Annotated in this window: 24 protein-coding genes; 14 read left to right on the plus strand and 10 right to left on the minus strand. The window is 60.8% G+C overall.

Annotated features, from left to right (window positions below):
• The first annotated feature begins 17 nt into the window (after positions 1–17).
• The 5 genes from LCU97_RS10495 to LCU97_RS10515 all read left to right on the plus strand — a co-directional run bounded on the left by LCU97_RS10495 (position 18) and on the right by LCU97_RS10515 (position 7,985).
• The gene (locus LCU97_RS10495; RefSeq protein WP_232776329.1) at positions 18–1,445 is read left to right on the plus strand and encodes a di-heme oxidoreductase family protein; all 1,428 of its coding nucleotides are present in this window, start codon (positions 18–20) and stop codon (positions 1,443–1,445) included.
• A gap of 29 nt (positions 1,446–1,474) precedes the next feature.
• Positions 1,475–2,539, plus strand: coding sequence for an imelysin family protein (locus LCU97_RS10500; RefSeq protein ID WP_232776330.1), 1,065 nt, complete (start codon positions 1,475–1,477; stop codon positions 2,537–2,539).
• 2 nt (positions 2,540–2,541) lie between these two features.
• Positions 2,542–3,639, plus strand: a complete 1,098-nt coding sequence (locus tag LCU97_RS10505; RefSeq protein WP_053147134.1) for a DUF1513 domain-containing protein — start codon at positions 2,542–2,544, stop codon at positions 3,637–3,639.
• A gap of 154 nt (positions 3,640–3,793) precedes the next feature.
• On the plus strand, positions 3,794–4,942 hold the full coding sequence (locus LCU97_RS10510) for an efflux RND transporter periplasmic adaptor subunit (RefSeq protein WP_053147132.1): 1,149 nt from the start codon (positions 3,794–3,796) through the stop codon (positions 4,940–4,942).
• 13 nt (positions 4,943–4,955) lie between these two features.
• Positions 4,956–7,985: a multidrug efflux RND transporter permease subunit gene (locus LCU97_RS10515; protein WP_232776331.1), complete on the plus strand. Its 3,030-nt coding sequence runs from the start codon at positions 4,956–4,958 to the stop codon at positions 7,983–7,985.
• Between the two features lie 49 nt (positions 7,986–8,034).
• Here the strand turns inward: LCU97_RS10515 and LCU97_RS10520 are convergent, their stop codons facing one another.
• The 5 genes from LCU97_RS10520 to colR all read right to left on the minus strand — a co-directional run bounded on the left by LCU97_RS10520 (position 8,035) and on the right by colR (position 11,740).
• On the minus strand, positions 8,035–8,262 hold the full coding sequence (locus tag LCU97_RS10520) for a hypothetical protein (protein ID WP_053147129.1): 228 nt from the start codon (positions 8,260–8,262) through the stop codon (positions 8,035–8,037).
• A 2-nt stretch (positions 8,263–8,264) separates the two neighbouring features.
• On the minus strand, positions 8,265–8,975 hold the full coding sequence (locus LCU97_RS10525) for a lipopolysaccharide kinase InaA family protein (RefSeq protein ID WP_053147127.1): 711 nt from the start codon (positions 8,973–8,975) through the stop codon (positions 8,265–8,267).
• A 4-nt stretch (positions 8,976–8,979) separates the two neighbouring features.
• Complete coding sequence (locus LCU97_RS10530; protein ID WP_053147125.1) at positions 8,980–9,648, minus strand: class I SAM-dependent methyltransferase; 669 nt, start codon at positions 9,646–9,648, stop codon at positions 8,980–8,982.
• A gap of 141 nt (positions 9,649–9,789) precedes the next feature.
• Positions 9,790–11,067, minus strand: a complete 1,278-nt coding sequence (locus tag LCU97_RS10535; RefSeq protein WP_232776332.1) for a sensor histidine kinase — start codon at positions 11,065–11,067, stop codon at positions 9,790–9,792.
• A complete protein-coding gene (gene colR / locus LCU97_RS10540; protein WP_025215158.1) occupies positions 11,057–11,740 on the minus strand; it encodes a two-component system response regulator ColR in 684 nt (227 codons plus the stop codon). Before colR ends, LCU97_RS10535 begins: the two co-directional genes overlap by 11 nt.
• A gap of 199 nt (positions 11,741–11,939) precedes the next feature.
• Between colR and LCU97_RS10545 the strand changes: the two genes are divergently transcribed.
• Positions 11,940–12,764, plus strand: coding sequence for a phosphatase PAP2 family protein (locus LCU97_RS10545; protein ID WP_232776546.1), 825 nt, complete (start codon positions 11,940–11,942; stop codon positions 12,762–12,764).
• Positions 12,765–12,870: 106 nt separating this feature from the next.
• Here LCU97_RS10545 and groL read toward each other — a convergent pair whose 3' ends face one another.
• The 4 genes from groL to LCU97_RS10565 all read right to left on the minus strand — a co-directional run bounded on the left by groL (position 12,871) and on the right by LCU97_RS10565 (position 16,377).
• Entirely contained in the window at positions 12,871–14,517 is a 1,647-nt protein-coding gene (gene groL / locus LCU97_RS10550; protein ID WP_053147121.1) for a chaperonin GroEL, read from the minus strand.
• A 49-nt stretch (positions 14,518–14,566) separates the two neighbouring features.
• A complete protein-coding gene (locus tag LCU97_RS10555) occupies positions 14,567–14,860 on the minus strand; it encodes a co-chaperone GroES (protein ID WP_053147119.1) in 294 nt (97 codons plus the stop codon).
• A 242-nt stretch (positions 14,861–15,102) separates the two neighbouring features.
• Positions 15,103–15,579 carry an FxsA family protein gene (locus tag LCU97_RS10560; RefSeq protein WP_053147117.1) on the minus strand — a complete coding sequence of 159 codons (477 nt, stop codon included), beginning with the start codon at positions 15,577–15,579 and terminating at the stop codon, positions 15,103–15,105.
• Positions 15,580–15,645: 66 nt separating this feature from the next.
• Positions 15,646–16,377 (minus strand): HugZ family pyridoxamine 5'-phosphate oxidase, encoded by a 732-nt coding sequence (locus tag LCU97_RS10565; RefSeq protein WP_232776333.1) that lies wholly within the window; start codon positions 16,375–16,377, stop codon positions 15,646–15,648.
• Positions 16,378–16,452: 75 nt separating this feature from the next.
• Between LCU97_RS10565 and LCU97_RS10570 the strand changes: the two genes are divergently transcribed.
• Positions 16,453–17,211: an SDR family oxidoreductase gene (locus tag LCU97_RS10570; RefSeq protein ID WP_232776334.1), complete on the plus strand. Its 759-nt coding sequence runs from the start codon at positions 16,453–16,455 to the stop codon at positions 17,209–17,211.
• Positions 17,212–17,339: 128 nt separating this feature from the next.
• Here LCU97_RS10570 and apbC read toward each other — a convergent pair whose 3' ends face one another.
• Complete coding sequence (gene apbC / locus LCU97_RS10575; RefSeq protein WP_232776336.1) at positions 17,340–18,434, minus strand: iron-sulfur cluster carrier protein ApbC; 1,095 nt, start codon at positions 18,432–18,434, stop codon at positions 17,340–17,342.
• Between the two features lie 180 nt (positions 18,435–18,614).
• Between apbC and metG the strand changes: the two genes are divergently transcribed.
• The 7 genes from metG to nth all read left to right on the plus strand — a co-directional run bounded on the left by metG (position 18,615) and on the right by nth (position 25,080).
• The gene (metG, locus tag LCU97_RS10580; protein WP_053147109.1) at positions 18,615–20,660 is read left to right on the plus strand and encodes a methionine--tRNA ligase; all 2,046 of its coding nucleotides are present in this window, start codon (positions 18,615–18,617) and stop codon (positions 20,658–20,660) included.
• A gap of 121 nt (positions 20,661–20,781) precedes the next feature.
• A complete protein-coding gene (locus tag LCU97_RS10585; protein WP_232776337.1) occupies positions 20,782–21,354 on the plus strand; it encodes an Rnf-Nqr domain containing protein in 573 nt (190 codons plus the stop codon).
• On the plus strand, positions 21,351–22,346 hold the full coding sequence (gene rsxB, locus LCU97_RS10590) for an electron transport complex subunit RsxB (protein ID WP_232776338.1): 996 nt from the start codon (positions 21,351–21,353) through the stop codon (positions 22,344–22,346). The genes LCU97_RS10585 and rsxB overlap by 4 nt, the downstream gene beginning before the upstream one ends.
• Positions 22,333–23,319 (plus strand): RnfABCDGE type electron transport complex subunit D, encoded by a 987-nt coding sequence (locus LCU97_RS10595; protein ID WP_232776340.1) that lies wholly within the window; start codon positions 22,333–22,335, stop codon positions 23,317–23,319. Before rsxB ends, LCU97_RS10595 begins: the two co-directional genes overlap by 14 nt.
• Positions 23,316–23,924 (plus strand): RnfABCDGE type electron transport complex subunit G, encoded by a 609-nt coding sequence (locus LCU97_RS10600; RefSeq protein WP_232776341.1) that lies wholly within the window; start codon positions 23,316–23,318, stop codon positions 23,922–23,924. Before LCU97_RS10595 ends, LCU97_RS10600 begins: the two co-directional genes overlap by 4 nt.
• A complete protein-coding gene (locus LCU97_RS10605) occupies positions 23,921–24,445 on the plus strand; it encodes an Rnf-Nqr domain containing protein (protein WP_232776342.1) in 525 nt (174 codons plus the stop codon). The genes LCU97_RS10600 and LCU97_RS10605 overlap by 4 nt, the downstream gene beginning before the upstream one ends.
• Positions 24,442–25,080, plus strand: coding sequence for an endonuclease III (gene nth, locus LCU97_RS10610; RefSeq protein ID WP_053147100.1), 639 nt, complete (start codon positions 24,442–24,444; stop codon positions 25,078–25,080). Before LCU97_RS10605 ends, nth begins: the two co-directional genes overlap by 4 nt.
• The last annotated feature ends 4 nt before the right edge of the window (positions 25,081–25,084 follow it).

Below are 25,084 nucleotides of genomic sequence, written 5' to 3' on the forward strand. Positions count from 1 at the left end.
ATCTCCCAGGTCGCCCGATGCCGTCGTTGCCTCTTCGTTTATGCGCACTGTTCATGGCCTTGGGCCTGAGCGCCTGCGACGATGCCCCGCGCTTTACCCAGGCCGAACCGGGTGAAGCCCGGTCCGGTGGCGCCGCGACGGTACGCAAGGCCGACCAGAATGCCTTTTCCCTGCCCTCGGCCAACCTGCCACCCTCGCGGCGCGTGGACTTCAGTGTCGGCAACAGTTTCTTTCGCAGCCCCTGGGTGATCGCACCGTCGACCACCACCGCCCGGGACGGCCTTGGACCGCTGTTCAACACCAATGCCTGCCAGAACTGCCATATCAAGGATGGCCGCGGCCATCCACCGGCACCGGACGCGACCAGCGCAGTGTCCATGCTGGTACGCCTGTCGATCCCTGACGCACCGCCCTACGCCAAGGTCATCGAACAATTGGGCGTGGTCCCGGAGCCTGTCTACGGGGGGCAGTTGCAGGATATGTCCGTGCCCGGTGTCATCCCGGAAGGCAAGGTGCGGGTCGATTACACGCCTGTCCCGGTACGTTTCAAGGACGGCACGGTCGTGGAGCTGCGCAAGCCGAGCCTGCAGATCACCCAGCTGGGTTATGGCCCGATGCACCCCGATACACGTTTTTCCGCCCGCGTCGCTCCACCCATGATCGGCCTGGGTCTGCTCGAGGCCATCCCCGATGCCGCAATCCTGGCGAACGCCGATGCCCAGGCAAAGGAGAAAAACGGCATCGCGGGTCGACCGAACCAAGTCTGGGACGATGTCCAGCAAAAAACCGTCCTGGGTCGCTTCGGCTGGAAGGCCGGTCAGCCCAATCTGAATCAGCAGAACGTCCACGCCTTCTCCGGTGACATGGGTCTGACGACGAGCCTGCGGCCCTTCGACGATTGCACCGAGGCCCAGATCGATTGCAAACGCGCACCCAACGGCAACGGTCCGGATGGCGAGCCGGAAGTCAGCGACAACATCCTGCGATTGGTACTGTTCTACAGTCGCAACCTCGCCGTGCCGGCCCGTCGCGAGGTGGACTCGCCCCAGGTGCTGGCTGGCAAGAATCTGTTTTTCCAGGCCGGTTGCCAGTCGTGCCACACGCCGCAATACACCACCTCGGCCAACGCCGCCGAGCCGGAGCTGGCGAACCAGGTCATTCGTCCCTACACCGACCTGCTGTTGCACGACATGGGCGAAGGCCTGTCCGACAATCGCAGCGAGTTCAAGGCCGGTGGCCACGACTGGCGGACCCCGCCGCTATGGGGCATCGGCCTGACCGAGACCGTCAGCGGCCACACCCAGTTTCTGCATGACGGTCGCGCCCGCAACCTGCTCGAAGCCGTGCTCTGGCATGGCGGCGAAGCGCAAGCAGCGCAGCGTCAGGTCTTGGCGTTCAATGCCGAACAGCGCGCTGCGTTGCTGGCCTTTCTGAATTCCCTTTAAATGCCTTCTCCGAAAAACGGGAGCCCGACATGTTCCGTCCCAAGCTGTTGTTCACCAGCCTCGCCGCCCTCGCCCTCGGCGCCTGCTCGCCACAGGACCCGCAAGCGGTCACTTCGGCCGCCATCGCCAAGCAAGTGATCCTGCCGACCTACAGCCGCTGGGTCGAGGCCGACCGGCAATTGGCAACCAGCGCACTGGCGTTCTGCCAAGGCAAGGAAAACCTGGAGACTGCCCGCGCCGACTTTCTCAAGGCACAGAAAGCCTGGGCCGAGCTGCAACCGCTGCTGATCGGTCCGCTGGCCGAGGGCAATCGCGCCTGGCAGGTGCAGTTCTGGCCGGACAAGAAGAACCTGGTGGGCCGCCAGGTCGAACAACTGATCAACAGCGAGCCGCAGATCGATGCCGCCGGCCTGGCCAAGTCCAGCGTCGTGGTCCAGGGACTGTCGGCTTATGAATATTTGTTGTTCGACGCGAAAATCGACATGGCCGACAGTGCGCAGAAAGCCAAATACTGCCCACTGCTGATTGCCATCGGCGAACGCCAGAAACAACTGGCCGAAGAGATCCTGTCACGCTGGAACACCAATGACGGCATGCTCGCGCAGATGAGCAAGTTCCCGAACCAGCGCTACGCCGACTCCCACGAAGCCATCGCCGATCTGCTGCGGGTCCAGGTCACCGCATTGGACACGCTCAAAAAGAAACTCGGCACCCCTATGGGTCGTCAGAGCAAAGGCGTGCCCCAGCCTTTCCAGGCCGATGCCTGGCGTAGCCAGTCGTCGCTGCAAGGGCTGGAAGCCAGCCTGAGCGCGGCCAGGACGGTCTGGGTGGGTGTGGACAACAAAGGCTTGCGCGGCCTGTTGCCAAGCGAGCAAAAACCTTTGGCCGACAAGATCGACGCCGCCTACGATGCTTCGCTGAAACTGTTCGCCAGCTCCCAGCGTTCGCTGACCGAAATGCTCAACGACGACGCCGGACGCCAACAGCTCAACGATTTGTATGACAGCCTCAACGTCGTCCACCGCCTGCACGAAGGCGAACTGGCCAAGGCGCTGGGCATTCAACTGGGCTTCAACGCCAACGACGGTGACTGATCATGTTTCGACGTCAGGTCCTGGCGCTGGGCAGCTTGCTGCTCGGTGCCGTCACCCTGAGCGGCTGGACGCTGTTCAAGCAAAAGGACAAGAGTCCGCTGCTGCTTTCGGCCCGAGACGATGGCGAGGGCAAGCATTACGCCGTGGGTTATCGACTGGATGGAACGCAGGTGTTCGCCACCCGGGTCGGCCAGCGCTGCCATGACATCATCAACCATCCGTCACAGCCGATTGCGCTGTTCGTCGCCCGGCGTCCTGGCACCGAAAGCTACCTGATCGACCTGCGCGACGGCGCCCTGCTGCAAACCGTCGCCTCGCAGCCGAACCGGCATTTTTATGGCCACGCGGTGATCCACAAGGGCGGCGAATGGTTGTATGCCACCGAGAACGACACCACCGATCCGGGACGCGGTCTACTCGGGGTCTACCGTTTCGAAGGCGAGCGGCTGGTGCACAGCGGCGAAATTCCGACCCATGGCATCGGTCCGCACCAAGTGTCCTGGATGCCCGACGGCGAGACCCTGGTGGTGGCGAACGGTGGCATCCGCACCGAAGCCGAAAGCCGGGTCGAGATGAACCTCGATGCCATGGAGCCGAGCCTGGTCCTGATGCAACGCGATGGTACCCTGCTGAGCAAGGAAACCCTCGCGCAATCGATGAACAGCGTGCGGCACATGGGAATTGCCAGTGACGGCACCATCGTGACCGGCCAGCAGTTCATGGGCGATGTCCACGAATCTTCGGAGCTGCTGGCGATCAAGCGTCCGGGCCAGCCATTCCAGGCGTTCCCGGTGGCGGACCACCAGTTGCAGGCCATGGGGCATTACACCGCCAGCGTCGCCGTACACAGCGACCTGCGCCTGGTGGCCCTGACCGCACCGCGGGGCAACCGCTTTTTCATCTGGGACCTGGACAGCGGCGAAGTGCGCCTGGATGCGCCTCTTCCGGACTGCGCCGGCGTGGGTGCGGTGGCCGACGGGTTCGTCGTGACGTCGGGCCAGGGTCGTTGCCGTTATTACGATTGCCGCCAGTCACAGCTGGTTGCAAAACCGCTGGATCTGCCGGCAGGGCTCTGGGACAACCATTTGCACCTGGTATAAACGCAGGGGTGAAACCGTCCGGGGCGAGCCCCTTGAATTTAAGGACGAATCCTACGAGGCAACGACCCGACAGCATCTGGAATCCACCGCACACTCGGGGTAAGGTGCCCGCCTGACTGTATCTTTCTTTTAGGCCTTTCCAAGGAAGTGGAACATGCTGCGACGCCGCATGCTGATCATGTTGGGTGTTGTCCTGCTGGTGGTGCTGTTGCTGGCCGGCTACAAGGCCTTCTCCGTTTATCAGCAAATCCAGATGTTTTCTGCGCCGAAACCGCCGATCAGCGTCGCGGTGGCTACCGCCGTCGAACAACCGTGGCAGGCACGGTTGCCCACTATCGGTAGCCTCAAGGCACTGCAAGGCGTGGACCTCAGCCTGGAGGTCGCCGGTACCGTGCAGAAGGTCCTTTTCCAGTCTGGGCAGAAGGTCAAGGCCGGCCAGCCGCTACTGCAACTGGACAGCGACGTTGAAACCGCCTTGCTGGAAACCGCCGAGGCCGACCTTGGCCTGTCGCAGCTGGACTTCGGTCGAGGCCGGCAGTTGGTGGGCAGCCAGGCGATCTCCAAGGGCGAGTTCGACCGGCTCGCGGCGCAGTTGAAAAAGAACCAGGCTACCGTCAACCAGTTGAAGGCTTCGCTGGCGAAGAAACAGATCCTCGCGCCGTTCAACGGCACCATCGGCATTCGCCAGGTGGATGTCGGCGACTATCTGGCCAGCGGCACGGTGATCGCCACCCTGCAAGACCTTGGCAGCCTCTACGTGGACTTCTACGTACCCGAGCAGAGGATCCCCAGGCTCGCCATTGCCCAGCCAGTCAATGTCAACGTATCGGCCTACCCCGGACAGACCTTCGTCGGCACCATCAGCGCCATCAACCCCAAGGTCGAGGACAGTACCCGCAACGTCCTGGTGCGCGCCACGCTGGCCAACCCCGACGGCAAGCTTCTGCCTGGCATGTTCGCCAGCCTCCAGGTCATTCTGCCGGACATGGCCGCCGGCATCGTCGTGCCGGAAAGTGCCGTGACCTACACCCTTTACGGCGACTCAATGTACGTGGTGACCCAGAAGAAAGCCGCCGATGGCAGCATCGAAAAGGATGACAAGGGCCAGCCGGTCCTGATCGCCGAGCGACGCTTCATCGAAACCGGCGAGCGCCGTGACGGGCAGGTGCTGGTAACCAAGGGCGTGAACAGTGGTGAACAGGTCGTGATCGCAGGCCAGATCAAGCTCGATAACGGTACCCCTGTCGCCATCGCCGATGACAAGACCCTGACCGAACAGAACAGTTCGCCGCGCGCGGACTGATCAAGGAACCCCAATGGCTTTTACCGATCCGTTCATTCGCCGTCCGGTGCTCGCCACCGTGGTCAGCCTCTTGATCGTACTGCTGGGCTTCCAGGCCTGGAGCAAGCTGCCCCTGCGGCAATACCCGCAGATGGAAAACGCCCTGATCACCGTGACCACCGCGTACCCAGGCGCCAACGCCGAAACCATCCAGGGCTACATCACGCAGCCGATGCAGCAGAGCCTGGCCAGCGCCGAAGGCATCGATTACATGACCTCGGTCAGCCGTCAGAATTTTTCGGTGATATCGGTCTATGCCCGCATCGGCTCCAACAGCGACCGGCTGTTCACCGAACTGCTGGCCAAGGCCAACGAAGTCAAGAACGAGCTGCCCCAGGACGCGGAGGACCCGGTGCTCAGCCGTGAAGCCGCCGATGCCTCTGCACTGATGTACATCAGCTTCTTCAGCAAGGAGCTGAACAACCCGCAGATCACCGATTACCTGTCACGGGTGGTTCAACCCAAGCTGGCGACGCTTCCCGGCATGGCTGAAGCGGAAATCCTGGGCAACCAGGTCTTCGCCATGCGCCTGTGGCTGGATCCCGTCAAGCTCGCCGGCTTCGGCCTGACCGCCGCCGACGTGACCAATGCCGTGCGTCAGTACAACTTCCTCTCGGCGGCCGGCGAAGTGAAAGGTGAATATGTCGTCACCAGCATCAACGCCAACACCGAACTCAAATCCGCCGAGGCCTTCGCCGCGATCCCGCTCAAGACCGACGGGGACAGCCGCGTACTGCTGCGGGACGTGGCCCGGGTGGAGATGGGCGCGGAAAACTACGACACCATCAGTTCCTTCGGTGGCACGCCGTCCGTATACATCGGTATCAAAGCCACCCCCGGCGCGAACCCGCTGGATGTGATCAAGGAAGTGCGCAAGATCATGCCGGAGTTGGAGGCCCAACTGCCAACGAACCTCAACGCCGAGATCGCCTACGATGCGACGCTGTTCATTCAGGCTTCCATCGATGAAGTGGTGAAAACCCTTTTCGAAGCCGTGCTGATCGTCATCGTCGTGGTCTTTTTGTTCCTCGGCGCGCTGCGTTCGGTGGTCATCCCGGTGGTGACCATCCCGCTGTCGATGATCGGCGTGATGTTCTTCATGCAGTTGATGGGCTACTCGATGAACCTTTTGACACTGCTGGCCATGGTGCTCGCCATCGGTCTGGTAGTGGACGATGCCATCGTCGTGGTGGAGAACATTCATCGCCACATCGAGGAAGGCAAGAGTCCGTTCGACGCCGCACTGGAAGGTGCCCGGGAAATCGCCATGCCAGTGGTCTCGATGACCATTACGCTGGCGGCTGTGTATGCGCCGATCGGTCTGCTGGAAGGCCTGACAGGCGCATTGTTCAAGGAGTTCGCCCTGACCCTCGCCGGAGCGGTGGTGATCTCCGGCATCGTGGCCCTGACCCTGTCGCCCATGATGTGCGCCGTACTGCTGCGGCACGACGAGAACCCCTCGGGCCTGGCCCACCGCCTGGACGTGGTGTTCGAACGCTTGAAAAGCCGTTACCAGCGCATACTCCACGGCACGCTCAATACCCGGCCGGTGGTACTGGTATTCGCCGTGATCGTATTACTGCTGATCCCGGTGCTGGTCATGTTCACCAAATCCGAACTGGCCCCGGACGAAGACCAGGGCATCATCTTCATGATGGCCAACGCGCCACAGCACACCAACCTCAATTACCTGAACACCTATACCGATCACTTCCTCACGATTTTCAAGGAATTCCCCGAGTACTATTCCTCGTTCCAGATCAATGGCTACAACGGTGTCCAGTCCGGTATCGGCGGCTTCCTGCTCAAGCCCTGGAACGAACGCAACCGTACTCAGATGGAAATCCTCCCTGACGTCCAGGCGCGGCTGGAGACGGTACCGGGCCTGCAGATATTCGGTTTCAACCTCCCCTCCCTGCCTGGCACGGGCGAGGGGTTGCCCTTTGCCTTCGTCATCAACGCGCCGAAAGACTACGCGACGCTATTGGAGATCGCCGAGCGCGTGAAGAAACGCGCGATGGAGTCCGGCAAGTTCGCCTTCATGGACATCGACCTCGCCTTCGACAAGCCAGAAGTCGTCGTGGATATCGACCGCGACAAAGCTGCCCAGATGGGTGTGTCGATGCAAGACCTGGGCGGTACGCTCGCCACGCTGCTGGGGGAATCGGAGATCAACCGTTTTACCATCGAAGGTCGCAGCTACAAGGTCATCGCCCAGGTCGAGCGCCCCTTCCGAGACAACCCGGACTGGCTGAACAACTACTACGTGAAGAACGAACGCGGCGAATCCCTGCCCTTGTCGACCCTGATCAAGGTCAGTGACCGGGCCCGTCCCCGACAGTTGAATCAGTTCCAGCAGCTCAATGCAGTCACGATCTCGGGGTTCCCCATCGTAAGCATGGGCGAGGCGATCGAAACGGTCCGTCAGATCGCCCGGGAAGAAGCACCGACAGGGTTCGCCTTCGACTATGCAGGGGCTTCACGTCAGTTCGTCCAGGAAGGCAGTGCCTTGTGGGTCACCTTTACCCTGGCCCTGGCGATCATCTTCCTGGTGCTGGCCGCTCAGTTCGAGAGCTTCCGCGATCCACTGGTCATTCTGGTAACGGTGCCGCTGTCCATTTGCGGAGCACTGATTCCGCTGTTTCTCGGTTGGTCGAGCATGAACATCTATACCCAGGTCGGGCTGGTGACGCTGATCGGCCTGATCAGCAAGCACGGTATCCTGATCGTCGAATTTGCCAACCAGTTGCGCAAGGAACAGGGCCTGACACCCAGAGAAGCAGTGGAGAAGGCCGCATCGATTCGTTTGCGGCCGGTGCTGATGACCACCGCGGCGATGGTGTTTGGCATGGTACCGCTGATCCTGGCCACCGGAGCCGGGGCGGTAAGCCGCTTCGACATCGGCATGGTGATCGCCACCGGGATGTCGATTGGCACCTTGTTCACACTGTTCGTATTGCCCTGTATCTACACCCTGTTGGCCAAGCCAGACAAAGCCGCCTGAACTCAAAGGCCTCGCACAAGCGAGGCCTTTGAGTTTCACCTTATGAGCTTCAGCTCTGCGGTCTCATACCCTGGGAAAGGCTGAACATGAACAGCAACAGATCATGGTCCGGCCGGACAGCCTCGCTTGCCTTGGCCACCCGCGGCAAGGGGCAATGTGCATCGGAATGGGAGGCACTGAGGATCTGCGAGCGGGGCTGCTCCCAAACAGCTACCGCCATCGACGTTACTGCCAGGGCTCCCACCAGGAATACACCTCTAGCAATTTCCAGTTTCATCGTCATAAGCCTTTGATAGCGCTGCCAAACGCCGTTTCATAAAAGTAGACGAGTTTTTTCCAGTCACAATCGTTGAACGACGAGTGGCGACGCAGCTGCTTGAGATCGTGGGATGCAGCACCTCGGGCAGTCAGGCGCTGGCGGCTCTTCTCCAGGTCCAGCAGGGCCACTTCGGCGTGGGCCGACTCGCCCTCTCCCGTCACGCGTACAAACACATGCTTGGCATAGAGGCAGCCGTGCTGCCAGCGCCCCTTGTGCATCCGGGCCAGGTTTTCAGCCAGTGCCTGGAGAATGCGGTCATGCAGTGCTTCGCCATGGCGCTCGCGCTCGCCTGCGGCGTACCACTGTTCCAACTCTACGAAACCGTCCAACGCATGAGTGACCAACAATGCACGCCATTTATGAACCGGATCCCGTTGTGCGCCACAAAAGATAATCTGGGGGACGCCGACGTCCAGCCGGGTCAAGGCCAGGAGCGCGTCCTGCTCGCGCAATACGGTTGGTCGGCCAAACGGATGGAACAAGCTACGGTAGACATGGCCGATCTGACGCTTGGCATACAGCTGTTTACCGTTGCCGCTGTCAATCCGCTGCACACCACTTTCACCACCACGACGTACATTCGGAGCCTCTACCCACTCACCCTGCTGGTTCCAGAAGTGATCGAAATTGCCCGCATGAACCGTCGACGCTTCTTCTGCCTGCATCACCATGCTGTTACCTCTTGCGTAATACATAAACTCGCCACATGGCATAGAGCGGTAAGAAATCCAATCGTTCTTGAATTCGGAACCCGGCCTGTCGAAACTCATCCTCGACTGTAGCGACCGGTAACACAAATCGGTTCTGGTAGTCTTTCTGCCCACGGGTACGTTCCAAGCGCTTGCGTTTCCAGGCTTTGAAATTGCCATCAACCCACAATGAAACGATCACGCTGTCTCGGCTGACACGCTCGAATTCCCGCAAAATCGCCAGTCGGTGCGCGGACTCACCAATGTGGTGCAGCAAGCGCATGCAGAAAATGCTGTCGACGGCGTTATCGGGCAAGGCAATGTCGAACGCAGAAGTGTGCAAAGGTTGTACCCGTTTGACGACATCGGCCGGTTGCGCCCTCAACGCCGTCATGAGCATCGCCTCGGAGTTGTCCGCGCCGATGATGACCCGATTCGGTTTTTCAGCCAGCAAGGGCCAGAAACGCCCGGCACCACAGGGCAAATCCAGCACGAGACCCGGATCTCCCGCAAGCGATAATGCCCGTCGGGCCAATTGCTCGTCACGCCGATGAGAAAGGCGTCGACTCAAGCCGCTGCGGTGTTTTTGCAAGTATTCCCGAGCGTGTTGCTCGTTGTACTTTTCAGAGAAGTCGAGCTTGATGGCGTTGGACATGGTGGGAACCTCCATAACTGAATGGCTCCCACCTTAGGGTTGGGCATGTCGGCACCAAGTCATCCCTTTGTGAAAACTTCGTCGTGTAAACGGACCAATGTTTTCAAGACTTTTCCATATCCAAGGGGCCGATTGCGGCATTCACGCCTTGGGACTCAAGTCCACTTGGAAATGGCAGCCGTTGGGCTCCATCGTGCTGAGGCTCACTGTCCAGCCCTGGTTCTCGCAAATCCGCTGCACCAACGACAGCCCTAACCCAAGCCCTTCGCCGCGCTTTTCGTTGCCCCGCACGAACGGCTCGAACATCGCCTCGCGCTTTTCCTCGGGAATACCGACACCACTGTCCTCGACCACAAATCCGCTGACGCCGAGAGTGAGCCGAATGAACCCCTGGTCCGTGTAGTGCAAGGCGTTGCGCAGCAAGTTGCCCATGACGGCGGTCAGGAATGTAGCGTTGTACAGCGTGTCGGTGGTTTGTCCCGGCTCGAAGATCAGTTCCAACCCTTTGGATTCGATCGGGGTTCGCCACAGTCCGATGAGGTTCTCGGCCACCTGGCCCAATGTCATGGTAGGAGACATGCCGCTGTCTTCGCGTTGTGTCCTGGCGAGCATCAGGAAAGTCTGCACCAGTTCACGCATCTCTTCACTGGCGCGGTTGATACGCTCGACCTGGGTACGGCCACGTTGATCCAATGCCGGGTTCTCCAACAACAGCTCGCAGGAGGTCGCCAGGACCATCAACGGGGTACGCAATTCGTGGCTTACATCACTGGTGAACAACCGTTCGCGGGTCAGCGCTTGGCGCAATCGCCCCAGTGTGGCGTCGAACGCCACGGCCAGCTCGCCGACCTCATCGGCGGCATAATCGGGCGCCAGCGGCGGAGCAAGCCCGAGGAGCTGATCGCGATGACGTACTTGCCGTGCCAAGCGCACCACTGGCGCCATCACCCGACGAGCCAGGACCCAGCCCAGGAACACCGCCAGCGCCAGGCTGAGCACGAAGCCCACCAGCACCACGGCGAACAGCACCCGTTCGCGCTCTTCGAAATCGCTCTGGTCCTGCAGCAGTACGTAGTGCCGACCGTCTACGATTTCCACCATGGCGTGATAAGACAATTGTTCACGAAACACTTCATGGAAACCGCGCTCCAGATGGCGCAAGTCCTTGGGCAACTCGAAGTCGCCCGGGCCCCCGCTGAAGTAGAACAACTGGTCAGGCTCCGGACGATGGCTCCAGTCCGACACGCTGTCCATCAGTAACAGACGTTGCAGGTCGCCCCCCAGCCCGGCGGAAATCAGCTTTTCTTCCACCAGATGGACCGTCGCCACGATCCCCATGGCAAACGCCCCGGCCACCAACGCGCTCATCAGCGCAAAAGCGATGATGATCCGTTGCGCAAGGCTCTGCTTAAACTCCATCTCTGCCCTCGGCCAGGCGATAACCGACGCCGTGCACAGTGTGCAGAAGCGGTTTGTCGAACGGTTTATCGATGACCTGGCGTAGCTGATGAACGTGGCTGCGCAGGCTGTCGCTGTCAGGGCAATCGTCGCCCCACAACGCCTCTTCGAGAATTTCCCGGCGCAGCACATGGGGGCTTTTCTGCATCAGCACGGCCAGCAACTTCAGGCCGACCGGGTTGAGTTTGAGCAGCTTGCCTTCGCGGGTCACTTCGAGTGTGTCGAGATCGTAACTCAGGTCGCCGACCTGCAAGGCGCGCCGACCACCGCCCTGGGCCCGACGCATGACGGCTTCGATCCGTGCCGCCAGTTCCGACAGGGCGAAAGGTTTGATCAGGTAATCATCGGCCCCGGACTTGAAACCCTGCAAGCGATCATCCAGTTGATCCCGGGCAGTGAGCATGATCACCGGCGTATCGCGCCGCGCATCTTCGCGCAAGCGCTTGCACAAGGTGTAGCCGTCGATACCCGGCAGCATGATGTCCAGCACGATCAAGTCGTAGTGTTCAGTGGCGGCCAGATGCAACCCCGATAAACCGTCCTGGGCACAATCGACGGTGTAGCCTTTCAGGCCCAGGTAATCGGCCAGGTTAGCCAGGATATCGCGGTTGTCTTCGACCAATAGAATTCGCATCGGCATCTCCTCTGCTCACGGTAGACGGGCGTCGTGGCCCGCGCAGCTTAAGGCCAAGTGTGACTCTCGGCTAGAGGCATGCAGGCCCCTTGGCAGAATGGAGCGCCGGACGTTGACGAGTTTTTCACTCGGCATTCACACCTCGCCAATGCAACGTATCGGACACTGCGCGCTGAAAATTCCCACCGAAGGTACCGCCATGGTCCCCACCGTCGTCCGTCCCGCTTCCAGGCCATTGAATTTCCGGATCGTCCTGGGCGTGCCCGCAGTTGTTGCGCTGATCCTGGTGTTGCTGGAACTGACGACACTGGACATGGCGCTGGCCAGGCTGTTCTACGACCCGGACGGCGGTGGTTTCATCGGCCGGCACAGTTTTTTTCTGGAAGACATCCTGCATGACCGGGCCAAACAAGTGGTCATCGGTTTTTCGGTGCTGGCGATCCTCGGCTTCATTGGCTCCTTTTCCGTCGCGCGGCTCAAACCGTTCAAGCGGGAACTGGGTTGCCTGGTGTTGTCCCTCGCACTGGCGACTTCATTCGTCACTCCGATGAAAGCCGTGACAGCGGTGCAATGCCCCTGGAGCCTGAAGGAATTTGGTGGCAAGGAAACCTACAGCGAACTGCTGAGCCCGCGTCCGGCCACCGACAAGCCCGGTCGGTGCTGGCCCGGCGGCCATGCCGCGACCGGTTTCACACTGTTTGCGCTGTTCTTCGTCCTGCGCGACCGACGTCCGCGTCTTGCTCGCCAGGCTCTGGTGTTCGCCTTCGCCCTCGGAACGGTGTTTTCCCTCAGCCGAATGATGCAGGGGGCGCACTTCTTTTCCCATAACGTGTGGACCGCGGTGTTCTGCTGGCTGATTTGCCTGGGGTGTTACTACTTCATCCTGTACCGACCGGCCGCCACGATCGACCGCGTCGTCCTGCCCGACCCTCCAGGGCCTGAGGCCATTTCAGAGGTGGGCGGGCCTGCAATGAAGATGTTGGGGCTGAAGGCCCTTCGCGAGCAGGTTCGCTCCCACAGTTGATCTTCAGTGGTCACTGGCCTTGGAGCCCACTACAGTCTCTGCAAACCAATAAAAAACCCCGCCTGCTGACGCAGGCGGGGTTTTTCAGTACAGGGGTAAGGCTGGCTTACATCATGCCGCCCATGCCACCCATGCCGCCCATGTCTGGCATACCGCCGCCAGCAGCACCTTCTTTCTTCGGTGCATCAGCCACAGCGGCTTCGGTGGTCAGGATCAGACCGCCGATGGAAGCGGCTGCTTGCAGGGCCGAACGGGTGACCTTGGTTGGGTCCAGGATACCCATTTCGATCATGTCGCCGTATTCGCCAGTCGCGGCGTTGTAGCCGAAGCTGCCTTCGCCGTTCTTGACCTTGTCGACCACGACGCTTGGCTCGTCGCCGGAGTTGGCAACGATCTGACGCAGCGGCGCTTCAACAGCGCGACGCAGCACAGCGATACCCACGTCCTGATCGGCGTTGTCGCCTTTCAGTTGGGTCAGTGCTTCCAGAGCACGGATCAGGGCTACGCCACCGCCAGGTACCACGCCTTCTTCGACAGCTGCGCGGGTTGCGTGCAGGGCGTCTTCAACGCGGGCTTTCTTCTCTTTCATTTCAACTTCGGAGCCAGCGCCAACCTTGATCACTGCAACGCCGCCGGACAGCTTGGCCAGACGCTCTTGCAGTTTTTCACGGTCGTAGTCCGAGGAAGTGTCGGCAATCTGGGCACGGATCTGCGCGATACGTGCTTCGATGTCGCCTTGTACGCCAGCACCGTCGACGATGATGGTGTTTTCCTTGGACAGGGTCACGCGCTTGGCGTTACCCAGGTGCTCCAGGGTGGTGCTTTCCAGGCTCAGGCCGATCTCTTCGGAGATGACGGTACCGCCGGTCAGTACGGCGATGTCCTGCAGCATGGCCTTGCGACGGTCGCCGAAGCCTGGTGCCTTGACGGCTGCCACTTTGACGATACCGCGCATGTTGTTCACAACCAGGGTCGCCAGGGCTTCGCCTTCGACGTCCTCAGCCACGATCAGCAGTGGGCGGCCGGCTTTGGCAACGGCTTCCAGCACTGGCAGCATTTCGCGGATGTTGGAGATCTTCTTGTCGACCAGCAGGATCAGCGGGCTGTCCAGCTCGGCAACCATGGTGTCCGGCTTGTTGACGAAGTATGGGGACAGGTAGCCGCGGTCGAACTGCATACCTTCGACAACCGACAGTTCGTTTTCCAGGCCCGAGCCTTCTTCAACGGTGATCACGCCTTCCTTGCCGACTTTTTCCATGGCTTCGGCAATGATGTCACCGATGGAGTTGTCGGAGTTGGCGGAAATGGTGCCTACCTGGGCGATGGCCTTGGAGTCGGCGCAAGGCTTGGACAGACCCTTGAGTTCCTTGACGATAGCGATGGTCGCTTTGTCGATACCGCGCTTGAGGTCCATCGGGTTCATGCCGGCAGCAACGGCCTTCAGGCCTTCGTTGACGATCGACTGAGCCAGAACGGTCGCGGTGGTGGTGCCGTCGCCTGCATCATCGTTGGCACGGGAGGCAACGTCCTTGACCAGCTGCGCGCCCATGTTTTCGAAACGGTCTTCCAGCTCGATTTCCTTGGCTACGGAAACGCCGTCCTTGGTGATGGTCGGAGCGCCAAAGCTCTTCTCGATGATCACGTTACGGCCTTTCGGGCCCAGGGTCGCTTTTACCGCGTCCGCCAGGACGTTGACGCCGGTGAGCATTTTCTTGCGGGCGGAATCGCCGAATTTAACTTCTTTAGCAGCCATGATCGATATTCCTTAAATACTGTGTAGTAGCGGGAAATTGAGCGGGGAATCAGCCTTCGATAACAGCGAGGATTTCGCTCTCGCCCATTACCAGCAGGTCTTCGCCGTCGACTTTTACAGTGTTGCTGCCGGAGTAAGGGCCGAACACAACCTTGTCACCCACTTTCACGGCCAGCGCACGTACTTCACCGTTTTCCAGTGCCTTGCCTGGGCCTACAGCGAGAACTTCACCGTGGTTGGCTTTTTCAGCAGCCGAACCTGGCAGGACGATACCGCCAGCGGTTTTCTTCTCTTCTTCGCTGCGACGGATGACGACGCGGTCATGCAGAGGACGAAGCTTCATTGTCGATCTCTCCTAATTATGGTTTTCATCGGCCGGTGTAGTCCCGGCGGGTTTAACAAAAGCCGGCAGAGCCGGGTGCGGTTCGTCAGTCGAACCGCGGAAGTCTGTCCGGTGTTGCCACCGGTAACCTTGCGGTGACCGATACATAAGGGCACACAAGTGGATTACAAGGGCCGGGACGAAAAAATTTCTTCAGCCGCCCCAAAAACGAACACGGCACCCGAAGGTGCCGTGCGGTGGTGTCATTTGGAGTCCCGGTGCTCGAACTCGCCTTCGATCACATTGGGCTCTCGGCCAAGCGGCTCTCGTGGGGCCGGGCCGCCACGAGGCTGGAGATCATCCGCGAAGGCCCGCTGGCGCATGGCCTGCTCTTCGGCACGCTGGCGCATCTTGTTGGCCAGCAAGCGACGGGTGAACGGCAACAGCATGACCAGCCCCAGCACATCGCTGATAAAGCCTGGCAGGATCAACAGACCGCCGCCCAGGGCCAGCATCAGGCCTTCGAGCATGGTCTGGGCAGGCAGCTCGCCACGGCTGAGGCTTTCACGGGCACGCAGTGCAGTGGCGAGACCGGCGATGCGCAGCACGAACACGCCGAGCATGGAGCCGAGAATGATCAGCAGCAGGGCCGGGAAAAAACCGATCGCACCGCTAACCTTGACGAATACGAACAGCTCCAACACCGGAAACAGCAGAAAGAGCAACAAAAAAGGGCGCATCAAAGGGTTCCTCAACGCAAGAATGCCTTGCTATGAAACCCTAAATGACGTCGTCCTTTCGTGAATTCAAGCGCCGACCTCGGTATTTTTCGGCCATTGTTCGGCGTGGGCCAGGTAAACCAAGGCTTCGCGCACTTGTGTCGGAGTGTTGCAAGGCTCTTGGAACGCCAGCCAGTGCAGCCCCTGGCCGATACGCAGGTGCATGCCTTCGCTGTCGATGCCCACCAATTGCGCCGGCTCGGTCCGGGGCAGGTCGGCCAATTCCACATAATGAGCAATGGCCTTGGCGTGATCGACGTTCATGTGTTCGATCATGCTGGCCTCGGCCTTGCCGGCGAAGGGATTCGGCAGGGTAATCCGCTCGATCCAATGAATGGCGCCGAAGCCACCGATGTAGCGATGACGCACCGGGTCAAGCACCCAGAAATCGAAATCGTGGGCCTTGTGGTAGTTCCGGGATTCGGGGAAGTAGCGGTAATAACGTTCGGCAGCAGCGTCGATGGCGTCACTGTCTTCCAGTTTCCGCGCCTCGGCCAGGTAAGTGAGGCGGCCTACGGCTTGCACGTCTTCGGCGCCCCGCTCGCCCACCAGCATCGAGCACTTGGGATCTTTCTGCAGATTATGGGTGTGCTGGGCGATACGGCTGATCAGGATCAGCGGCCGGCCCTGCTCGTCCAGGCAGTAAGGCACCACGGAACCGAATGGGAAACCGGGCATGGACTTGGAATGGGTGGAGAGCATCCCACGGTATTCCTTGAGCAGTAATTCTCGGGCATGCTTGGCAGCGTCAGCGCTCAATTTATGACTCCTTTGATGAGATCCGTTTAAAAAACGATCAAGCATCCTCAACCGTTCCGTCACCAGGACATGCGAATGCAACTCACCGACAAAGTAATCATTATCACCGGCGGTTGCCAGGGCCTGGGCCGCTCCATGGCCGAGTATTTCGCCGACAAAGGCGCGAAGCTCGCCTTGGTCGACCTCAACCAGGAAAAACTCGATCAGGCGGTCGCCGCTTGCAAGGCCAAGGGCGTCGAGGCCCGGGCGTACGTGTGTAACGTGGCCAATGAAGAACAAGTGAGCGATATGGTTGCCCGGGTAGCCGAAGATTTCGGGGCGATCCACGGTTTGATCAACAACGCCGGGATCCTGCGCGACGGCCTGCTGCTCAAGGTCAAGGACGGTGAGATGACCAAGATGAGCCTGGCTCAGTGGCAAGCGGTGATCGATGTGAACCTGACCGGCGTGTTCCTGTGCACCCGCGAAGTGGCCGCGAAGATGGTCGAGCTGAAAAACAGCGGTGCCATCATCAACATCTCCTCCATTTCCCGCGCCGGCAACATCGGCCAGACCAACTACTCGGCCGCCAAGGCCGGCGTGGCCGCCGCCACCGTGACCTGGGCCAAGGAACTGGCACGCTATGGCATCCGTGTCGCCGGCATCGCTCCGGGCTTCATCGAAACCGAGATGACCCTGGGCATGAAACCCGAGGCCCTGGAGAGAATGACCTCCGCGATTCCGCTCAAGCGCATGGGCCGGGCCGAGGAGATCGCCCATTCGGCGGCTTATATTTTCGAGAACGACTACTACACCGGACGGATTCTTGAGATGGATGGCGGGTTGCGGATGTAAAACCCTGCACACATCCCCCCTTGTGGGAGCGAGCCTGCTCGCGATAGCGGTATGTCAGCCGCATCGAGGCTGACTGAACCGACGCTATCGCGAGCAGGCTCGCTCCCACAGGGGTTACCGCTTGGCTTTTAATCGTCGCTGACAGTGATGTTCGGCATCGCCGGCGCGGCGGCTTCCTGCAAGACGATCCGTGCGCCCACATGACGGGCCAGTTCCTGGTAGACCATGGCGATCTGACTTTCCGGCTCGGCGATGACCGTTGGCTTACCGCCGTCGGATTGCTCGCGGATCAGCATGGACAGTGGCAGCGAAGCCAGCAGTTCGACGCCGTACTGGTTCGCCAGTTTTTCCCCGCCCCCTTCGCCAAACAGATGTTCCGCATGGCCACAGTTCGAGCAGATGTGAACAGCCATGTTCTCCACTACACCCAATACCGGGATGTTCACCTTGCGGAACATTTCCACCCCTTTGCGGGCGTCCAGCAGCGCCAGGTCCTGCGGCGTAGTGACGATCACCGCGCCGGCCACCGGGACCTTCTGCGCCAGGGTCAGTTGGATATCGCCGGTGCCGGGCGGCATGTCGATCACCAGGTAATCCAGGTCGCCCCAGGCAGTTTGCGTGACCAATTGCAGCAAGGCGCCGGATACCATCGGCCCGCGCCAGACCATCGGCGTGTTGTCGTCGGTCAGAAACGCCATGGACATGACTTCCACGCCATGGGAACGGATCGGCACGAACCACTTCTGGTCCTTGACCTGCGGCCGGGTGCCCTCGGCAATGCCGAACATGATGCCCTGGCTCGGCCCGTAGATGTCCGCGTCGAGCATCCCGACCTTCGCGCCCTCGCGGGCCAGGGCCAGGGCGAGGTTCGCGGCGGTGGTGGACTTGCCCACACCGCCCTTGCCCGACGCCACGGCGATCACGTTCTTCACGTTTGCCAGGCCGGGGACCTGCGCCTGGGCCTTGTGGGGCGCGATCACGCTGGTGATCTCGACTTTGGCGGCGCTCACTCCGTCCAGGGCTTCGATCGCCATTTGCAGCATCTGCGCCCAACCGCTCTTGAACAGGTCGGCGGCGTAGCCGATTTCCAGCTGGACGCTGACACGCTCGCCCTGGATATCGATATCGCGCACGCATCCGGCGCTGACCGGATCCTGGTTCAGGTAGGGGTCGGTGTATTGACGAAGGACGGCTTCCACCGTTGCGCGATTGACGGCGCTCATGGGCAACTCCGATGACAGGACTTGAAAACAGGCCGCTATCCTAGACCCGATTACCCGCATGTGAATACTTTTGTGGCAAGGGGATTTATCCCCGCTGGGCCCGGAGCGCCCCAAAGGGTGAAAAAAACCCGCTGGCGCTTTATAGTGGCCGACCTCCGTTTCATCAAGTAGCCGAGCCCCATGTCCGAGCCACGCAAGATCCTCGTCACCAGCGCCCTGCCCTATGCCAATGGTTCGATTCACCTCGGCCATATGCTGGAATACATCCAGACCGATATGTGGACGCGCTTCCAGAAACATCGCGGCAACCAGTGCATCTATGTCTGCGCCGACGACGCCCACGGTTCGGCCATCATGCTGCGCGCGGAAAAGGAAGGCATCACCCCGGAACAACTGATCGCCAACGTCCAGGCCGAACACAGCGCCGACTTTGCCGAGTTCCTGGTGGACTTCGACAACTTCCACTCCACTCACGCAGAAGAAAACCGTGAGCTGTCGAGTCAGATCTATCTGAAGCTGCGTGACGCCGGGCATATCGCCACCCGTTCCATCACCCAGTATTTCGACCCGGAAAAGAAAATGTTCCTGGCCGACCGCTTCATCAAGGGCACGTGCCCGAAATGCGGCACCGAAGATCAATATGGTGACAATTGCGAGAAATGCGGCGCCACCTACGCACCGACCGATCTGAAGGACCCGAAGTCAGCCATTTCCGGGGCGACGCCGGTGCTCAAGGACTCGGAGCATTTCTTCTTCAAGCTGCCGGATTTTCAGGAGATGCTGCAAACCTGGACCCGCAGCGGCACGTTGCACGACGCGGTGGCCAACAAGCTCGCCGAATGGCTCGACTCCGGCCTGCAAGAGTGGGACATTTCCCGCGATGCGCCGTACTTCGGCTTCGAAATCCCTGGTGAGCCCGGCAAGTATTTCTACGTTTGGCTGGATGCGCCTATCGGCTACATGGCGAGCTTCAAGAACCTTTGCGATCGCACGCCTGAGCTGGACTTCGACGCGTTCTGGGGCAAGGACTCCACGGCCGAGGTGTATCACTTCATCGGCAAGGACATCGTCAATTTCCACGCCCTGTTCTGGCCCGCAATGCTCGAAGGCGCCGGCTTCCGCAAGCCAACCGGCATCAACGTCCACGGCTACCTGACCGTCAACGGCCAGAAAATGTCCAAGTCCCGCGGCACCTTCATCAAGGCCCGGACCTACCTGGACCACCTGTCGCCGGAATACCTGCGCTACTACTACGCCTCCAAGCTGGGCCGCGGCGTCGACGACCTGGACCTGAACCTCGAAGACTTCGTGCAGAAGGTCAACTCCGACCTGGTGGGCAAGGTGGTCAACATTGCCAGCCGTTGCGCCGGGTTCATCCACAAGGGCAATGCCGGGTTGCTGGTGGCGGGTAATGCCGCGCCGGAACTGACCGACGCCTTCCTGGCGGCCGCACCCAGCATCGCCGAAGCCTATGAATCCCGCGATTTTGCCCGTGCAATGCGTGAAATCATGGCCTTGGCCGACCGCGCCAACGCCTGGATCGCCGACAAGGCGCCCTGGTCGTTGAACAAGCAGGAAGGCAAGCAGGACGAAGTCCAGGCGATCTGCGCCCTGGGCATCAACCTGTTCCGCCAGTTGGTGATCTTCCTCAAGCCGGTGCTGCCGCTGCTGGCCGCCGATGCAGAAGCGTTCCTGAACGTTGCGCCGTTGACCTGGAACGATCATCAGACGCTGCTGAGCAACCATCAACTGAACGAATTCAAGCCGTTGATGACCCGCATCGACGCCGCCAAGGTACAAGCCATGATCGACGCCTCCAAGGAAGACCTGGTCGCCAGCCAGACCGACACCGGCGCTCCCGCCGGCAATGGCGAACTGGCCAAGGACCCGCTGTCGCCGGAAATCGACTTCGACACCTTTGCCGCCGTCGACCTGCGCGTCGCCCTGATCGTCAAGGCGGAAGCCGTCGAAGGTGCCGATAAACTGCTGCGCCTGACCCTGGACATCGGCGACGAGCAACGCAACGTGTTTTCCGGTATCAAGAGTGCCTACCCGGACCCCGCCAAGCTCGAAGGCCGGTTGACGATGATGATCGCCAACCTCAAGCCTCGCAAAATGCGCTTCGGTGTCTCGGAAGGCATGGTGATGGCGGCCGGCCCGGGCGGCGAAGAAATCTACCTGCTGAGCCCCGACAGCGGCGCCAAGCCGGGTCAGCGAATCAAGTAAACGCGACTGCGCGCTGTAACCGATCCCACAGTCGCCTTGCCGGCGGCTGTGGGATTTTCGTATTCGGTCACGTGCCGGATAATGCTTATACCTGTAACAGACTCCTTGTTCCCTACATACCATGTCCGACCTTTTCCTTACACTGCTCGGCACTGCCCTGATCAACAACCTCGTGTTGCATTGGTCGCTGGGCGTCGATCCGTTGTTGGCGGTGGAAGGAAGAAAGCAGGTGCATGCACTGGGCCTGGCGTCGACCTGCCTGATGCTGACGGTCGGCACCCTGGGTCATGCCATCGATCATTGGTTGCTGGTACCGGCCAACCTCACCTTCCTGCGCCTGTTCGTCTGGCTACCCTTGAGCGTGCTGCTGATCGGGCCGTTGCTGCGCCTCTTGTCAGGCTGGTTGCCAGCGCTGTCGTTCGAGGGCCTCTGGCCATTGCTGCTTGGCAACGCCGGTATACTGGGCGTCGCGCTGCTCAAGAGCCAGGACGATCAAGGGCTGCTCCACGCCATGGCCTTGAGCCTGGGCGCCGGGCTGGGGTTCTGGCTGGTGTTGAGCCTGTTCGAGGATTTGCGCCAGCGCACTGTCGATAACGATATTCCCCTGCCCTTCCGTGGCCTGCCGATTCAGTTGATCGGTGCCGGACTGATGGCGGTGGCATTCCTTGGATTGCGCGGGCTGGTCAAGACATGACTCTGATTCAACGTATCGACGCCCTGCTGCCACAGACCCAATGTGGCAAGTGCGGCCATCCGGGCTGCAAACCCTACGCCGAAGGCATCGCCGCCGGAGAGCCGATCAATAAATGCCCACCCGGCGGAGCCGAAACCATCTCGGCCCTGGCCGAACTGATGAACGTGCCCGTGGTGGAACTGGACGCCAGTCGCGGCACAGCTCCGGCGCAAGTTGCGTTCATTCGTGAGGCCGAATGCATCGGCTGCACCAAATGCATCCAGGCTTGCCCGGTAGATGCCATCGTCGGGGCGGCCAAGCTGATGCACACCGTGCTCGTCGAGGAATGCACCGGCTGCGACCTTTGCGTGGCGCCTTGTCCGGTCGACTGCATCGAGATGCGACCACTGCCGGCCACGACCGTGCTGCCGATCATTGGAGGCCTGGCTTTCAGCGTCGAAGAACGGTTGGCGCGAACCGCCAAGCGCAATCACGCCAGGCACCGTTTCGAACAGCGCAACGCACGCCTGCGTCGCGAAGAAGAACAGCGTCAGGCCGAACGTCTGGCCCGTACCCAGCGCACGACAAAGGTTGCGCAGCAGACGCTTGACCCTGTGCAAGCCGCACTTGAACGGGTGCGTACACAAAAAGCCGCTAGTGCCGACGCTGCGTTGAAAAAAGCCAAGATCGATCTGGCGATGAGCCGGGCGCAGTTGAACAAGTCCCTGAAAGCGTTCGGTCATCCCCCGACCTTTGAACAGCAGTCGCAGCTGATCCTGCTGCAACGTCAATTCGAAGCAGCGGAACAGGCCCTGGCGCAACTGGAGAATGCCGCGCCACCCTTGGCACCGGCACCGGATGCGGAGTTGAAACGGGCGAAGATTCAATTGGCGATGCGGCGTGCCGAGCTGAGCAAAGCCCGGGCGGCGGCCGTCGCGGATCAGGAGCTGGAAGTCCTGGAGAAAGCGGTGAAGGAAGCCGAACACCAGGTGGATGCTCATGCCCGGTCCTGACGCCTCGCAGCATGCGCTGCGACAAGCGATGAGGCGCGTGCTGCTGGCGACCCTGCCCGGGATACTGGCATTGATGTGGGTTTACGGTTGGGGCATTGCGCTCAACCTGCTGTTATCCGGGCTCACCGCGATGGGCGTCGAAGCACTGGTCCTGCGCTTGCGACGTCGACCGCTCACACCCGAACTCAATGATGGCAGCGCGCTGGTCAGCGCCACACTGCTCGCATTGGCGCTGCCGGCGTACTGCCCTTGGTGGCTGACCGTGATCGCGGCCGCCTGCGCCCTGTTGTTCGGCAAGCACCTGTGGGGCGGCGTTGGCAACAATCCGTTCAACCCGGCGATGCTCGGGTATGCCCTGGTACTGGTGGCGTTTCCCTCCCATATGAGCCAATGGCCAACGCCCCCCGGCATCGGTTTGCTCGAGGGCCTGCAACAGGTCTTCGGCATTCATCCACCAGCCGATGCGTGGGCCGGCGCGACAGCGCTGGACAGCCTGCGCATCAACAGCAGCCTGACCATAGACGAACTGTTCGCCAGCCACCCGGCGTTCGGACGCTTTGGTGGAAAAGGCATCGAATGGGTCAACCTGGCTTTCCTGGCAGGCGGCCTGTTTTTACTGCAGCAACGCGTGTTCAGCTGGCATGCGCCGGTTGGCATGCTGGCCAGCCTGTTCATCATCAGCCTGCTGTGCTGGAACGGTTCGGGCTCGCAATCCCATGGCTCGCCGCTGTTTCACTTGCTCACCGGTGCGACTTTTCTGGGTGCGTTCTTTATCGTGACCGAACCCGTATCGGGGGCCAAGGCTCCGCTTGCCCGTCTGCTGTTTGGTGCGGGCGTGGGGCTGCTGGTCTACCTGATCCGCACTTGGGGAGGCTACCCCGACGGCGTAGCGTTTGCAGTGCTGCTGATGAATCTTGGCGTGCCGGCGCTGGAGCGTTTCGCCGAGGCAAGGCAAAGGCGGCAGGCGACATGAACAATTCCCGTGGTATTACGATCCTGATCCTGTTGACCGTGCTGGGCGTCGGGGCTACCTGCCTCATGCAGATCGGCACCGTCGAGCGCATCGAAGCCCGACGCCAGGCCAACGCCAACAGAACCTTGCTCGACGTACTGCCAGCCGATCTTTACGACAATCAACCATTGGCGCAACCGGTCTTGATGAAGCCCGTCCCCCTGACGCATAGCACGTTGCTGGGTGGCTACCTTGCGACCCGTTCCGGCCAACCCTCTGCCATCCTGTTTCGCACTCAGGCGTTGGGCTATGAAGGCACCCTTGAGCTGATGATCGCCATCGACACTTCGGGTCGGTTGCTGGGCATCAAGACCCTCCATCAGACTGAAACACCTGGCCTGGGCGCGGCGATTGCCGATTGGCCCAATGCCTGGCTGCGGACTTTCAACGGCAGATCGCTCCAGTCCACCCTCGACAGCGACTGGGCGTTGAAAAAAGAGCAGGGCCAATTCGACCAATTGGCGGGCGCAACGGTGACGTCTCGGGCAGTCCTCCAGGCGGTGCACGACACATTGCGTTATTTTGACGAGCACAAGGCTGCATTGACCGGCGGGGCTACACAATGACCGTCTCATCACAACTGGCACGCGGCCTGTTACTGGTTCCCCTGATCGGCGCCAGCCATGCGTTGAGCAGTGCGCTGGGCCTATGGCTGGCATGGACGTTGGTCAGCATCGCCCACGGCTTGGCCATAACCCCTTTGCGACCTCGCCTGACGACCTGGCAGCGGCGGCTGGCCTCCGTCGTGCTGGCCGCCACCTTTACCGCTTGCGCAAGCCTTGCCGCACAAGCTTGGGCGCCGGCGGCCTATCAACCATCAAGCCTGTACATCGGCTGGATAGCCCTGAGCTGCGTGGTGCTGGAAAACGATCACGTCTTCGTCGAGTCTCGCTTACCAGGCCTGGCTCGACTCGCCGGACTGTTCGGCTTGTTGATGGTCGGCCTGGGTGCCCTGCGCGAATTGATCGGCCACGGCACGCCACTGGCCCAACTGGCCCCAGGCGGGTTCCTCCTGCTCGGCTTGCTGCTAGCGGCCCTGGAATCCGCGAAATCCCCCTCATCGCCCAAGGAAATGCCGCGCCCATGAATGCCGCAAAGCGCCTGGAAATATTTCGCCGTTTTCACGAAGACAACCCGGAACCGAAAACCGAACTGGCCTACTCTTCGCCGTTCGAGTTGTTGATTGCGGTGATTCTGTCAGCCCAGTCCACCGATGTCGGCGTCAACAAGGCTACCGCCAAGCTGTTCCCCGTTGCCAACACCCCGGAGGCGATCTACGCCTTGGGCGTCGAAGGGTTGTCCGAATACATCAAGACCATCGGGCTGTTCAACAGCAAGGCAAAAAACGTGATTGAAACCTGCCGCCTGCTGATCGAACGCCATGGAAGCGTCGTTCCTCAGACCCGCGAAGCCCTGGAAGCCCTTCCGGGTGTCGGTCGCAAGACCGCCAACGTGGTGCTCAATACAGCATTTCGTCAGCTGACCATGGCGGTTGACACCCATATCTTCCGTGTCAGCAACCGGACTGGCCTGGCCCCCGGAAAAAACGTGGTGGAGGTGGAAAAGAAACTGATGAAGTTCGTGCCCAAGGAGTACCTGCTCGACTCCCATCATTGGCTGATCCTTCACGGGCGCTATGTCTGCCTGGCGCGTAAGCCCCGCTGCGGCAGTTGCAGGATCGAGGACTTATGCGAGTACAAGCACAAGACCTCGGACGATTGAAGCT

This window comes from Pseudomonas uvaldensis (assembly GCF_021271205.1).
Lineage (GTDB): Bacteria > Pseudomonadota > Gammaproteobacteria > Pseudomonadales > Pseudomonadaceae > Aquipseudomonas > Aquipseudomonas uvaldensis.

Bases quoted from the DNA above. Each gene is read 5' to 3' on its own strand.
- LCU97_RS10495 (WP_232776329.1), top strand. From the start codon at position 18: ATGCCGTCGTTGCCTCTTCGTTTATGCGCACTGTTCATGGCCTTGGGC.
- LCU97_RS10500 (WP_232776330.1), top strand. From the start codon at position 1,475: ATGTTCCGTCCCAAGCTGTTGTTCACCAGCCTCGCCGCCCTCGCCCTC.
- LCU97_RS10505 (WP_053147134.1), top strand. From the start codon at position 2,542: ATGTTTCGACGTCAGGTCCTGGCGCTGGGCAGCTTGCTGCTCGGTGCC.
- LCU97_RS10510 (WP_053147132.1), top strand. From the start codon at position 3,794: ATGCTGCGACGCCGCATGCTGATCATGTTGGGTGTTGTCCTGCTGGTG.
- LCU97_RS10515 (WP_232776331.1), top strand. From the start codon at position 4,956: ATGGCTTTTACCGATCCGTTCATTCGCCGTCCGGTGCTCGCCACCGTG.
- LCU97_RS10520 (WP_053147129.1), bottom strand. From the start codon at position 8,262: ATGAAACTGGAAATTGCTAGAGGTGTATTCCTGGTGGGAGCCCTGGCA.
- LCU97_RS10525 (WP_053147127.1), bottom strand. From the start codon at position 8,975: ATGGTGATGCAGGCAGAAGAAGCGTCGACGGTTCATGCGGGCAATTTC.
- LCU97_RS10530 (WP_053147125.1), bottom strand. From the start codon at position 9,648: ATGTCCAACGCCATCAAGCTCGACTTCTCTGAAAAGTACAACGAGCAA.
- LCU97_RS10535 (WP_232776332.1), bottom strand. From the start codon at position 11,067: ATGGAGTTTAAGCAGAGCCTTGCGCAACGGATCATCATCGCTTTTGCG.
- colR (WP_025215158.1), bottom strand. From the start codon at position 11,740: ATGCGAATTCTATTGGTCGAAGACAACCGCGATATCCTGGCTAACCTG.
- LCU97_RS10545 (WP_232776546.1), top strand. From the start codon at position 11,940: ATGGTCCCCACCGTCGTCCGTCCCGCTTCCAGGCCATTGAATTTCCGG.
- groL (WP_053147121.1), bottom strand. From the start codon at position 14,517: ATGGCTGCTAAAGAAGTTAAATTCGGCGATTCCGCCCGCAAGAAAATG.
- LCU97_RS10555 (WP_053147119.1), bottom strand. From the start codon at position 14,860: ATGAAGCTTCGTCCTCTGCATGACCGCGTCGTCATCCGTCGCAGCGAA.
- LCU97_RS10560 (WP_053147117.1), bottom strand. From the start codon at position 15,579: ATGCGCCCTTTTTTGTTGCTCTTTCTGCTGTTTCCGGTGTTGGAGCTG.
- LCU97_RS10570 (WP_232776334.1), top strand. From the start codon at position 16,453: ATGCAACTCACCGACAAAGTAATCATTATCACCGGCGGTTGCCAGGGC.
- apbC (WP_232776336.1), bottom strand. From the start codon at position 18,434: ATGAGCGCCGTCAATCGCGCAACGGTGGAAGCCGTCCTTCGTCAATAC.
- metG (WP_053147109.1), top strand. From the start codon at position 18,615: ATGTCCGAGCCACGCAAGATCCTCGTCACCAGCGCCCTGCCCTATGCC.
- LCU97_RS10585 (WP_232776337.1), top strand. From the start codon at position 20,782: ATGTCCGACCTTTTCCTTACACTGCTCGGCACTGCCCTGATCAACAAC.
- rsxB (WP_232776338.1), top strand. From the start codon at position 21,351: ATGACTCTGATTCAACGTATCGACGCCCTGCTGCCACAGACCCAATGT.
- LCU97_RS10595 (WP_232776340.1), top strand. From the start codon at position 22,333: ATGCCCGGTCCTGACGCCTCGCAGCATGCGCTGCGACAAGCGATGAGG.
- LCU97_RS10600 (WP_232776341.1), top strand. From the start codon at position 23,316: ATGAACAATTCCCGTGGTATTACGATCCTGATCCTGTTGACCGTGCTG.
- LCU97_RS10605 (WP_232776342.1), top strand. From the start codon at position 23,921: ATGACCGTCTCATCACAACTGGCACGCGGCCTGTTACTGGTTCCCCTG.
- nth (WP_053147100.1), top strand. From the start codon at position 24,442: ATGAATGCCGCAAAGCGCCTGGAAATATTTCGCCGTTTTCACGAAGAC.